General features: G+C 36.4%; 10 protein-coding genes. 4 read left to right on the top strand and 6 right to left on the bottom strand.

Translation table 11 applies throughout. The annotated features are described in order from the left end of the window. Nucleotides 1–39 precede the first annotated feature (39 nt). Nucleotides 40–1,737 carry an AAA family ATPase gene (locus MKX67_RS12685; protein ID WP_342488270.1) on the bottom strand — a complete coding sequence of 566 codons (1,698 nt, stop codon included), beginning with the start codon at nt 1,735–1,737 and terminating at the stop codon, nt 40–42. A 337-nt stretch (nt 1,738–2,074) separates the two neighbouring features. On the opposite strand from MKX67_RS12685, the gene MKX67_RS12680 reads away from it, so the two are divergent. Further along, on the top strand, nt 2,075–2,347 hold the full coding sequence (locus MKX67_RS12680) for a hypothetical protein (protein WP_095373123.1): 273 nt from the start codon (nt 2,075–2,077) through the stop codon (nt 2,345–2,347). Between the two features lie 31 nt (nt 2,348–2,378). Here the strand turns inward: MKX67_RS12680 and qoxD are convergent, their stop codons facing one another. Genes qoxD through qoxA form a run of 4 tightly spaced genes read right to left on the bottom strand, consistent with a single transcriptional unit; the run spans nt 2,379 to nt 6,173 of the window. Next, a complete protein-coding gene (gene qoxD / locus MKX67_RS12675; RefSeq protein WP_095373680.1) occupies nt 2,379–2,669 on the bottom strand; it encodes a cytochrome aa3 quinol oxidase subunit IV in 291 nt (96 codons plus the stop codon). Between the two features lie 2 nt (nt 2,670–2,671). Next, the gene (qoxC, locus tag MKX67_RS12670; protein WP_095373124.1) at nt 2,672–3,268 is read right to left on the bottom strand and encodes a cytochrome aa3 quinol oxidase subunit III; all 597 of its coding nucleotides are present in this window, start codon (nt 3,266–3,268) and stop codon (nt 2,672–2,674) included. After that, nucleotides 3,268–5,214 carry a cytochrome aa3 quinol oxidase subunit I gene (gene qoxB, locus MKX67_RS12665; RefSeq protein WP_307313633.1) on the bottom strand — a complete coding sequence of 649 codons (1,947 nt, stop codon included), beginning with the start codon at nt 5,212–5,214 and terminating at the stop codon, nt 3,268–3,270. Before qoxB ends, qoxC begins: the two co-directional genes overlap by 1 nt. Before the next feature lie 44 nt (nt 5,215–5,258). Continuing rightward, nucleotides 5,259–6,173: a cytochrome aa3 quinol oxidase subunit II gene (qoxA, locus tag MKX67_RS12660; RefSeq protein WP_341094233.1), complete on the bottom strand. Its 915-nt coding sequence runs from the start codon at nt 6,171–6,173 to the stop codon at nt 5,259–5,261. An 869-nt stretch (nt 6,174–7,042) separates the two neighbouring features. Here qoxA and MKX67_RS12655 point away from each other — a divergent pair. Then, nucleotides 7,043–7,372, top strand: a complete 330-nt coding sequence (locus tag MKX67_RS12655; protein ID WP_095373126.1) for a DUF3889 domain-containing protein — start codon at nt 7,043–7,045, stop codon at nt 7,370–7,372. Here MKX67_RS12655 and MKX67_RS12650 read toward each other — a convergent pair. Beyond that, nucleotides 7,369–7,560, bottom strand: a complete 192-nt coding sequence (locus tag MKX67_RS12650) for a small, acid-soluble spore protein, H family (RefSeq protein WP_095373127.1) — start codon at nt 7,558–7,560, stop codon at nt 7,369–7,371. The two genes, MKX67_RS12655 and MKX67_RS12650, sit on opposite strands and share 4 nt — an antisense overlap. Before the next feature lie 436 nt (nt 7,561–7,996). On the opposite strand from MKX67_RS12650, the gene MKX67_RS12645 reads away from it, so the two are divergent. Both MKX67_RS12645 and odhB read left to right on the top strand, forming a co-directional pair. Next, nucleotides 7,997–10,831 carry a 2-oxoglutarate dehydrogenase E1 component gene (locus MKX67_RS12645; RefSeq protein WP_342488269.1) on the top strand — a complete coding sequence of 945 codons (2,835 nt, stop codon included), beginning with the start codon at nt 7,997–7,999 and terminating at the stop codon, nt 10,829–10,831. 16 nt (nt 10,832–10,847) lie between these two features. Then, nucleotides 10,848–12,095, top strand: coding sequence for a 2-oxoglutarate dehydrogenase complex dihydrolipoyllysine-residue succinyltransferase (gene odhB, locus MKX67_RS12640; protein ID WP_095373129.1), 1,248 nt, complete (start codon nt 10,848–10,850; stop codon nt 12,093–12,095). Nucleotides 12,096–12,112: the final 17 nt, after the last annotated feature.

Here is a 12,112-nt window from a genome sequence, read left to right as displayed (position 1 = left end):
CAGGCGGTTGAAAGTGTTCATTTATATGTGTTGGCATTTTCATTTGTTTCGTACTAATTGTTCAATTACATCTCCATCTAATGTTTCATAAGACATGAGGGCGTGAACAATGTCTGCATGTGCCTTACTATGTTCGAGTAGTAAGGACTCTGCTCGTTTTAATGCTTGATAATAAAGTGATTGTAATAATTCGTCTTTACGCTTTGATTCAAAAGAAAGGGTGAATCCATCTTCTAAGAGACCGTTTTCAACCATCTGTTCTAATAGTTGCTTTGCTTGTTGGACATCCCCGCTAACACCGATACTATGCTCTCCTAATAGTTGTCTTTCTGCTACTCCTCCACCTAAAATCATTGCCACTTGATCAAGCAGTTCGCTAAAAGTAGATAAATGGAGTTCTTTTTGAATAGGTGCAACATAACCCAATGCTTGGCCACGAGGAATAATGGTCGCTTTTCTAACTGAACCCGGTTTTGTCACAGCTGCAATGAGGGCATGGCCCGCTTCATGGATGGCTACTCTTCGCTTAATATTTACATCTTGTAAAGGTAGGCTGCTATTTCCTAGTATAGTTCGGTCCAATGCAAAATTGAGATCATCTTTTGTAATTTCTTTATGATTATTGAGTATTGCTTTTCTACTTGCTGTTTCAAACAGAGAATGGAGATCAGCTCCAGAAAAACCGGATGTTGATTCAGCTAAAACAGTAAGTGAAGCTGAGACATCACTGGCAAGTTGTCGATTTTTTGCATGAATATCAATGATTTCTTTTCTTCCTTTCAAATCAGGTAACTGAATATGAAAGCTGAAGTCAATTCTGCCTGGTCGAAGAAAGGCATCATCTAGCATATCTTTTCTGTTCGTTGCTGCAATAAATAAAATACCATCATTTGATAGCCCACCATCTAATTGAACGAGTAATTCCGTTAATGTTTTTTCACTTTCTTCCCCGCCATGAGGCTTTCTTTTGCCTGCTAAAGCATCTACCTCGTCAATAAAAATAACAGCAGGTTGATTCTTGCGGGCATTTTGAAAAAGTGAACGTACCCTTGCAGCACCAATACCAACAAACATTTCATTAAAAGCAGAACCACTTGAAGAGTAAAATTGCGCATTTAATTCCTTAGCTATTGCTTGTGCAAGCAATGTTTTACCAGTGCCAGGAGGGCCATAAAGAAGAATCCCTTTAGGAGGCTTAATCCCTAATTCTACTGCTTTAGCTGGCGACTTTAAGGATGATATGGTTTGTAATAATTCATCCTTCATTTCTGGTTGCAAGCCTCCAACATCATTTAATGTTGTCGAGGGGAGCGGTTTCGCTTTAGATACAGATTGTTTTAGTTGATTGGTTGCACCCATTTTTCCTGATTTAAACAAATAAATAACTGTTGCAATTAATAATGATAAGAAAGCAATAATAATCCATATACTATATGAGTTAGTCGCAGAATATTTATATTCTATTGGATAAGTAGCGACAAGGTTTTCAACTTTATCACTATTAGGTGTGATATGAGAAATAAATTTTTTCTCGTCTATTACCACTTCTATTTTTCCGTTTTTATATTCCTTCATTTCAATGTCAGCTTGGGAATAATTTTGTATATTGGCTTCTAATTGAGAGAAGGGGATTGTATGAGTGGTTGGTTTATTCATCAAATAATAGGTGATAAAAATAGCTAACATAAATAACAGTGATATAAGAATGAGAGTTGCACGTTTTATTTTATGTGACAAATTTATAACCCCCAAAAAAATTAATATCAAACATGTTTTGGTAATGTAAATATATGTCCATTATAAAGGGAGAGAAAAGCTATTTTTAGTATAAAACGTTGTTAACATAGGAATATAATGCATAATTTGTGAAGAAAATAAGTGGTGAAACCGTTATTTTTGTCAAAAATAAGGCTAAAAGTAAAATCAAACTATAATTATTTGCATAATATAATAAAAAATAACAAATTAATCGAAAAGTCAACCCGAAAAAAGAGATAATTTTGTCAAATTCGCGAAAAAATATTGACATAATTGTGAACAGGGTGGATAATGGATGAAAAGGAGGATGATGGAAATGAATACATCAAAAGCTATGTTAAAAGCAGTTAAGTATTATGGAGGTACATTATTGATTGCCGGAATCATCATCTTTTCGATCGGATTCTTTGGAAACGTTTCCAGTACGTTAACTGGTATTGGTATTGGTACGGTAATGGGAGCCATTTTTGTCTTTTTAATGGGCGTCTTTTTTGTAGCTACAGAGGAAGTATTAGAAAAGACAGGTAGAAGAAAATCTAAACTAGATACATTAGCAAAAGTAACAGCAACATCTATTAAAACAAAGTAGGAGCGCCCGAAAGAGGACGCTCCTTTTTTATTTATTGAATTTGGTAAGTCCAAACCATTGTTAGTAGGGAACCAAGAATGGTGAAGATTGCAATTAATACACCATAGTAAATTGTAATATAGATGGCGTTTTTATCTTCTGATTCACCAGCATGCATGAATAGTACTAATTGTAGCCCTGCTTGAATAAAAGCAGTTACAAGTAAGATTGTCATTCCAACTGCAAATGACATATCAAAGAAGTAAACCATTAGGGCAACAGCTGTTAGCACGAGTGAAAAGATAAATCCCATCACTTGTTTCATCGGGAATAATTCTTTCATCATTACATCATTCCTTTCAGATAGACGAAGCTGAAGATGAAGATCCAAACAACGTCTAGGAAGTGCCAGTAAAGAGAGAAGATAAATGACTTATTCGTTGTTCTTGGTGTTAAGCCATATTTCTTTACTTGAATTAGGATACATGTTCCCCAGAATAACCCGAAAGTTACGTGCGCGCCGTGTGTTCCTAAAGTGGTTAATAGGATTGCACTAAATGCACTTGTTTGTAGTCCTGCGCCAACATGAACATAATGAACGAATTCATAAATTTCAACACCGAGGAAGATAGCCCCAAGTACGATTGTTGCAATAAAGAATCCCATCATTGCTTTTTGGCGACCAAGTCTCATCGCGTGAACCATGAGGCCAATTGTGAAACTACTTGTTAATAGAACGAGTGTTTCAATTAATACAGGTGTGATTTCAAAAATTTCAGCACCCGATGGGCCATCACCTGTACCACCTGACAAAATAAAGTAAGATGCAAATAATGTTGCAAATAACATAACTTCCGCACCGAGGAAAATCCAGAAGCCAAGAATCTTTAAGCGATTTTCATCAGTACTGTACTCAAGAGGGAGAGAGTGATCAATCTTCATTATCTTTTACCTCCCAATTCTTTTTCTGTTTCTTCTATTTCTTCAATAGAAATATATCTTCCATGATCATTTTCAAATGATTGATAAGCCATACAAGCGAAAATACCTAGTGTACAAATAATTAACGGAATCCACATTGCAAAGACGAACGAGAATCCCCACATGAAGAAGATAATTCCCATAATGAATGGAATACCACTGTTGTTCGGCATGTGAATCTTTTCAATTTTATCTGGGAATAACGGTGTGCCTTTTTTCTTTGAATCCCAGAATGTTTCATAGGAATCGATCTTAGGCATAGTTGCAAAATTATACTCAGGAACTGGCGTATGTGTAGCCCATTCAAGTGTACGTGCATCCCAAGGATCTGATCCAATATCTCTTGGTGCATAACGGAAACTATAGTAAATATTATAAACGATTAACGCAAATCCAGCTGCTAACATAAGGGCGCCAACCATAGAAATCATATTCCAAATACCAAATCCACTTGCTTCAGAATAAGTGTACATACGTCTAGCTTGACCATCTAAACCAGAGATGAACATTGGCATAAAGGCAACTAATGTACCAATCGCAATAATCCAAGCGCCGATTTTACCAAGACGATCATTTAACATGAAGCCGAACATTTTTGGCCAGTAGTAATAAAGGGCAGCTAGCATTGCGAACACAACCCCAGGAATGATTACCATATGGAAGTGAGCAACTAAGAACATTGTATTATGGTATTGATAGTCAGCTGCTGACATACCAAGCATAACCCCTGTTACACCACCAAGTGTGAAAAGTGGGATAAACAACATTGAGTAAAGCATTGGCGTTGTCATCACGATTTTACCTTTATACAGTGTTAACAACCAGTTGAATATTTTTACACCGGTAGGTACTGCTATTGCCATCGTTGTAATAGAGAAAATACTGTTAACGAAAGCGCCTTGACCCATTGTAAAGAAGTGGTGAACCCATACAACGAATGATAATAGTGAAATGATTACCATTGAAGCAACCATTGATTTATAACCATATAGGTTACGTCTAGCGAAAGTAGAGATTACCTCACTGTAAATACCGAATGCAGGCAAGATTAAGATATATACTTCAGGGTGTCCCCAAACCCAGAAAAGGTTGGCCCATAACATATCCATACCGCCATTTGTTGATGCAAAGAAATGTGTACCGAATAAACGATCTAATGTACCCATTGCAAGCGCAACTGTTAATACAGGGAAAGCAAATACGATAATAACGTTCGTAATTAATGCTGACCAAGTAAACATTGGCATTTTCATTAATGTCATGCCTGGAGCACGCATTTTCAAGATTGTCGTCATAAAGTTGATACCTGTTGCTAATGTACCTAGACCGGCAATCTGTATCGCAATCATATAATAGTTCGTACCGACAGAGGTACTAAATTCATTATCTGCTAACGGGAAATAAGATGTCCAACCCGCATCTGGTGATCCTCCGATAACGAAAGAGATATTAAATAACATTGCACCGGCAAAGAATAACCAGAAGCTAAGTGCATTAAGACGTGGGAACGCAACATCGCGAGCCCCAATTTGCAGTGGAACAACAAAGTTCATAAACCCGATAATAAATGGCATAGCCATGAAGAGAATCATAACAACACCATGTGTAGTGAATATCTCGTTATAATGCTGTGCATCAAGCAATTTGTTCTCAGGTGCTGATAATTGCGCACGCATCATAATTGCGTCAGCGCCTCCTCGGAATAGCATGAGGATCGCTGCAATAATATACATAATACCTAATCGTTTATGGTCAACAGTTGTTAACCATTCACGCCATAAATAACCCCATTTTTTAAAATATGTTATCCCAACTACAATGGCAATAGAAACAATTGCAATTGCTACCATTGAAGCATAAATAGCTGGACTTGGATGTGGTATGGCAAAACGTTCAAAGAACTCCATCCTGTATACTCCTTTCAGAAGATGTCAATAGACACTTCATCTAATTAATGGCTACTGTGGTCAGTGTGACCTTCGTGCTCATCATGATTTTCATGATTTTCTTCTGAATCTTCATCATTTGATTGATGATGTTCATGCCCTTCAGGTGCTGGGCTAAACTCTAAATGAGTGCCAGTAAAGGTCATCTTACCTAAGTGACCTGGCTCTAGTAACTCTTCAAATTTATCTTCAGTAATTGGATCAGCTGTTTGATGAACTTCATCTACCCATTCCTCAAATTCAACTGGAGACATTGCTGTTACATCAAACGTATTTTCAGCAAAACCTTTTCCGCTGAAGTTTGCATTTCTACCCATGAATTCACCAGGATGATCAGCAGCTAAATGTAATGTTGTTACCATATCGGCCATTGCATATTTCTGTCCGCCAAGTTGTGGAATCCAGAAGCTGGTAATTGGACCGAATGAGTAAAGTTTAAATTCAAGTGCTCGATCTGTAGGTATATATAAGTAATTTACTGTTTCAATATCTTCTTCAGGATAGCTGAAGTGCCATTTCCAGTTAGATGATGATGCATATACAACTAATGGCTCCTTATCTTCATACCCTGGTGGTGTTGCTTCAACTTTATAGTTACTTTGGACAGAAACAAATGATAGATAAGCAACAATTAGTACAGGTATTCCGACACAAACTGCCTCCACCCATTTATTTCCCTCGATGTGAGGTGGTTCATAATCTTTTCCTTGTTTAGATGAACGAAATTTAATGAGCATATATGCAAGCATTGCAAAAACTACAATAACAATACCAGACATTAACCATATGGACATCATAATATCGTTAGCCTGGACTTCGGCCTGTGGACCTTTAGGATTTAGAACAGTAAGTGGTTCACACCCAGCAAGTACAGCGGCAATGGCAACTATAGCCAATAAAAGAGCCCTTTTCAATTTCATTGATGTACCCCTTTCTATCTTTCTAAAAATCTATTGTTTTATTTGAACGTGAATATCACGCCTGTAACCCTATGTTAGTATCATAAATGGTTAAAAACAATTGAATGTGATAGGTGTCACAAAATGTTCATGAACAAATGATGAATTTGGTCACAAAATGTTCATGAAACTGAAAGTAAAAAGAAAAAATAATATTATTTAAATACTCTATTTTAAGAAAAAACTGAAAAATGAATATTGCATCGTTCAATAAATTTTAAAGGTTGCTTCTTTATTTATTATATTAATATAAATGATGTTGTGTATTTGACTAACAGTACCCACAAAAAAAGTGTGAAGTCTTCGAATGGTTTTGAAACGGATGAAAAAAGAGGAGGGTTATCTTGTTAAAGAAATTTGATATTGATCAATTTTTAGACGGTGTATATAACCCGACTGATGATATTCATCATTTAATAGAAATAATTGAAATAGATGATTTACTTGAGAGAACAAAATAGGCCTTTATGTCTTCCACTTTTTGTTTTAGATGTTGTACGATTACTTTTATTAAAATAATCATATCTAAAACTAATCAAATGAAATAATAATGAACATTTTCTTATATTTTTTAAAGGCTATGTTGACATTTACGATATAAGGGTTAATGGAACAATAGATAAAGAAAAGCGGGCAAGTTTTAACCATTAACTTGCCCGCTTTTCTTTATCTATTGATATTTACTTTTGCACTAGCAAGTTTTGCTTTGAATTTTTCTTTCATTATATAACCCATTTCCCAAAAAAACTTTCATAAAGAATAAACATTGAAAAGATAGTAAAACTATAAATATTTCCATCAAAAAATAAAAGTGAAGAGGTGAGGAGAAAATGGAGAAAAGAGTGTTTCTCTCAATTGTCATAGTGTTGTTTAGCTATATATTTATTTCAAGCCCTCAAACAAGCTTTGCCGTTTATGATGCACCTTCTTATGCGAAATGGGGTAAAGAAGCGATGATGATCGCAAAGGAAAAATACCCATCAGCAGATATTGTTGATTATCAGCATCTTGGAAAAGAAGTAAAGGATGAGACAGAAATAGAAAAGTTTAAACTTTGGATGCGTCAACAGGAGATAGAATATGGGCTCTATGTGTTTATTGAATATGATAAAGATTCGGAGAAAATCGTCCGTATTTTAACGAAAAAAACGGACCGTTAACGTATTGTATTTTCTTCTATTAATTGTGCGAGTGGAACAACTTGATTCTTATCTACGTTGTTTCTTTCGCACACCCTTGCCATTTTAGTTAATTCATAGAGATCGACAATGACGATATTTACGCCATCGAAAGTTACTTCATATTCGTTTTGACTTTTTAGTAGTTCCCTCGCTCTAGCTAAATCCATAAGTTCACATCCTCTCTCGTAGTATTTTATTCAGTTTGAATATTTAGTGCACAATTCTACCAATAATAAGGCTTTTGATATATACTTAAATAGGCAAACGGTTTAGAAGTTGAATGATTATCAACTTGTAGACGTTAGTTCATCTTTCCAATTTATTACACTAATAGGCGTGATATAGGAATTAAATTAATTCACTTTTTTAATATAAGTATTTTTTCTAAAAATATTAGCTGTATTTTCGTGATTTTCTCTTTTTTCCCTTTGTATATGCGCCTTTAACGTGGTAAAATGGCTTAGGAAACATTTCGTCCTCTGGAAATTAACATTATTCGGAATTTTAATATACGAAATAATATTGTTACTATCCTAGAATGGATATGGGGCGGAAATAAATTATCCAAATATATTTAAAAAAGAGTTGTGGAGGTAATTTTCCATGAAGAAGCCTTCAGAGGGTAGCGGACCTTTAGAACAAAGTTTTTATGGTCCTAACCTTGGCTATGTAATCGAGCTTTATGAGATGTATTTAGAAAATCCAGAATCAGTTGACCAAGAAATGAGAGAGTATTTTGAGGTTAATGGTTCACCATTGCAACAAACAGGGGTAGCTCCTGTAAGTTTAGGAGCAGAAAGCACTGGCGTAAGTCCAGCACAAATTGAAAAAACTTTATCAGCTATTCGTCTTGCCGATTTTATTCGTTCAAACGGACATAAAGCTGCTGATATTTATCCCCTAGTTAATAGGGAAGAAAAGAATGTTGCTATTTTTGATTTAAGTAATTATGGATTAACAGAAGCAGATTTACGTGCAATACCAGCTCATCTTATATGTACAGATGCGAATATTCCGTTAAGAGATGGATTAGAAGCATTTGAATACTTAAAAAATGCTTATATGGATACGTTAGCATTTGAGTTCACTCATGTTGACAATTTAGAAGAAAAAGATTGGCTTCGTCGCAAGGTTGAAACAAATAGCCTTAAACTTAACTTGCAAAAACCTGAAAAAGCGAAAGTGTACAAAAGATTAACGGAAGTAGAAGAGTTTGAAAAATTCTTACACCGTACTTTCGTCGGTCAAAAACGCTTCTCTATTGAAGGTTTAGATACGATGGTACCAATGTTAGATGAAATTGTATCAGGTTCAGTGGCGAATGGCACAAAAACAATAAATATTGGAATGGCACACCGCGGACGTTTAAATGTGCTTGCTCATGTACTTGGTAAGCCTTATGAGATGATATTCGCGGAATTTCAGCATGCGCCGAACAAAGATCTTGTCCCATCTGAAGGTTCTATTGGTATCAGCTATGGATGGACAGGCGATGTAAAATACCATCTGGGATTAGACAAACAAATCAAGGCTGAAAATACAACAGTTGCAAACTTAACACTTGCGAACAACCCAAGCCATTTAGAGTTCGTTGGTCCTGTAGTTGAAGGATATACAAGAGCGGCTCAAGATAAACGTACTACTGATGGTTTCCCAGAAGTTAATTACGACGAAGCACTTTCCATCATTATTCACGGAGACGCTGCTTTTCCAGGGCAAGGTGTTGTCGCTGAAACATTAAATCTTGGTCAATTAAATGGCTATAATACTGGTGGTTCCATCCATATTATTGCTAATAACACGATTGGCTTTACAACAGAATCTTATGATTCTAGATCGACTAGATATGCAAGTGATTTAGCCAAAGGCTATGAGGTTCCAATCGTGCATGTAAATGCAGATGATCCCGAAGCAGTCATCAATGCCGCTAAATTAGCTATTGAATATAGAGATAAATTCCATAAAGATTTCTTAATTGACTTAATTGGGTATCGCCGCTTTGGTCACAATGAAATGGACGAGCCGATGACCACAAACCCAGCGATGTATAATATTATCCATAAAAGACCAACGATTAAAGAGCTTTATGGTGAGAAATTAAAAAAAGATCAATACTTATCAGAAGAAGAGGTTACTGCTATTCATTCGGAAGTAGCTGAAAAACTTCAGCAAGCTTACGATAAAGTGCCGGATAAACAAGAAGATGCAACTGAATTAAATCCACCTGAGACAGTGGAAAATGGTATACCAAGCATTCAAACTGCTGTGCCATTAGAGTCTTTACAGCAATTGAATGAAGAACTTCTAAAATGGCCGGAAGAATATAAAGTCTTTAGAAAGCTAAGTAAAATATTACAACGTCGTAAAAATGGACTAGAAGAGGTTGGGAAAATTGATTGGGGTCACGCTGAAACATTAGCATTCGCTTCAATTATTTCAGATGGTACGCCGGTAAGACTTACAGGTCAAGATTCAGAGCGTGGAACATTTGCCCATAGAAATATCATGTTACATGATGAAGTGACAGGTAAATCGTTCTCACCTTTACATCAAATCTCAACAGCTAAAGCTTCATTTGCTGTTCATAATAGCCCGTTGTCAGAAATGGCTGTTCTAGGCTTTGAATATGGTTATAATGTGTCAGCTCCAGAAACTTTAGTTCTTTGGGAAGCACAGTTTGGTGACTTTGCGAACTCTGCACAAGTTATGTTTGATCAATTCATTTCTGCTGGTCGCGCGAAATGGGGACAAAAATCTGGTCTAGTAATGCTTCTTCCACATGGATATGAAGGACAAGGTCCAGAGCATTCAAGTGCAAGATTAGAAAGATTCCTGCAGCTGGCAGCTGAAAACAACTGGACAGTAGCTAACCTTTCTTCAGCAGCACAGTACTTCCATATTTTAAGAAGACAAGCAGCGATTTTGAATCAGGAAGAAGTAAGACCATTGGTCATAATGTCACCTAAGAGTCTTTTACGTAACCCTACAGTTGCTGCAACTGCTAAAGATTTATCAGAAGGACAGTTTAACTCGATTCTCGAGCAATCTGGCCTTGGTGAGAAAAAAGAGCAAGTGAAAAGAATTGTTTTCACATCAGGAAAAATGGCTATTGATTTAGAAGATAAATTAAAAGATATTGAAGATAAAGAGTGGTTCCATATTGTACGTGTAGAAGAGATTTATCCGTTCCCATTTGCTGACATTACGGAAGTAGTAAAACGTTATCCAAATCTTGAAGAAATGATCTGGGTGCAAGAGGAACCGAAGAATATGGGCGCATGGAATTTTGTTGAACCAAGGTTAAAACATATTGCCCCTGACGGAGTAGAGGTAAATTATATCGGTAGACGCCGCCGCTCAAGCACAGCAGAAGGCGATCCAGTCGTGCATAAAAAAGAGCAGCAGAGAATTATTGAAGAATCTTTAACACGTAAGTAATAAGGAGGAAATTATTGTGGCAGATATTAAAGTTCCTGAATTAGCAGAATCAATTACAGAAGGTACGGTCGCTCAGTGGCTAAAACAACCTGGTGATACAGTCAATAAAGGTGATTATGTTGTTGAGCTTGAAACAGACAAAGTAAATGTAGAAATCATTTCTGAATATAGTGGTGTACTTGCAGAATTAAAAGCAGAAGAAGGAGACACTGTGAATGTAGGGGATACCATCGCAGTTGTAAGTGAAGGTGGAGAAGCTCCTGCTCCTAAAGCAGAAGAGAAAAAAGAGGAAGCACCTCAAGAGGTGAAAGAAGAAGCGAAACCAGCTGATTCCAAACCAGCGGAAGATAATAAACAACGCACAATTGCTTCACCGGCAGCTAGAAAAATGGCGCGTGAAAAAGGAATCGATTTAAGTGAAGTTCCAACAACAGATCCTATGGGAAGAGTACGTTCACAAGATGTTGCGAACTACGATCCAAATCAAGCGACACAAGCAGCGCAGCCACAAGCTGCATCTAAGCCAGCTCCTAAGCCAGCAGCAACTGATGCCAATAGTGAAAAACCAGTAGAACGCATCCGTATGAGCCGTCGTCGTCAAACAATTGCGAAAAGACTTGTAGAAGTTCAACAAACATCTGCTATGTTAACAACATTCAATGAAATTGATATGACAAATGTAATGAACTTACGTAAAAAACGTAAAGATAAATTCCAAGAAGAAAATGATGTTAAACTTGGGTTTATGTCTTTCTTCACAAAAGCGGTTGTCGCAGCACTTAAACGTAGCCCGTTATTAAACGCTGAAATTGACGGCGACCAACTAGTTCTTAAAAAATTCTATGACATTGGTATCGCTGTTTCAACAGATGAAGGTTTAGTAGTTCCAGTTGTTAGAGATGCTGACCGTAAAAACTTTGCAGAAATTGAAAAGGATATTATGGGCCTTGGTAAAAAAGCAAGAGATAATAAACTAGCTATTTCTGACTTACAAGGTGGAACATTTACTATTACTAATGGTGGTGTGTTTGGTTCATTATTATCAACACCAATCCTTAATGGACCACAAGTAGGTATCCTAGGGATGCATTCTATCCAAACTCGTCCAGTAGCTATTGATGCTGAAAGAATGGAAAACCGCCCAATGATGTATGTTGCACTTTCTTATGACCACCGTATTGTTGATGGTAAAGAAGCAGTAACATTCCTTAAACGTGTGAAAGAATTAATTGAAGACCCTGAGTCTTTATTATTTGAAGCTTAATTTAAAATAAAAAATAA

It is taken from the genome of Cytobacillus sp. FSL W7-1323 (assembly GCF_038595015.1).
GTDB classification, from domain to species: Bacteria; Bacillota; Bacilli; order Bacillales; family Cytobacillaceae; genus Cytobacillus; species Cytobacillus kochii.
Note: the sequence above shows the minus strand (reverse complement) of the source record. Positions and strands in the feature narration are given on the sequence as shown.

What these genes read in the sequence shown, in the direction of transcription:
- MKX67_RS12680 (WP_095373123.1), top strand. Translation starts at nt 2,075, where the DNA reads ATGAATACATCAAAAGCTATGTTAAAAGCAGTTAAGTATTATGGAGGT.
- qoxD (WP_095373680.1), bottom strand. Translation starts at nt 2,669, where the DNA reads ATGAAAGAATTATTCCCGATGAAACAAGTGATGGGATTTATCTTTTCA.
- qoxC (WP_095373124.1), bottom strand. Translation starts at nt 3,268, where the DNA reads ATGAAGATTGATCACTCTCTCCCTCTTGAGTACAGTACTGATGAAAAT.
- qoxB (WP_307313633.1), bottom strand. Translation starts at nt 5,214, where the DNA reads ATGGAGTTCTTTGAACGTTTTGCCATACCACATCCAAGTCCAGCTATT.
- qoxA (WP_341094233.1), bottom strand. Translation starts at nt 6,173, where the DNA reads ATGAAATTGAAAAGGGCTCTTTTATTGGCTATAGTTGCCATTGCCGCT.
- MKX67_RS12655 (WP_095373126.1), top strand. Translation starts at nt 7,043, where the DNA reads ATGGAGAAAAGAGTGTTTCTCTCAATTGTCATAGTGTTGTTTAGCTAT.
- MKX67_RS12650 (WP_095373127.1), bottom strand. Translation starts at nt 7,560, where the DNA reads ATGGATTTAGCTAGAGCGAGGGAACTACTAAAAAGTCAAAACGAATAT.
- MKX67_RS12645 (WP_342488269.1), top strand. Translation starts at nt 7,997, where the DNA reads ATGAAGAAGCCTTCAGAGGGTAGCGGACCTTTAGAACAAAGTTTTTAT.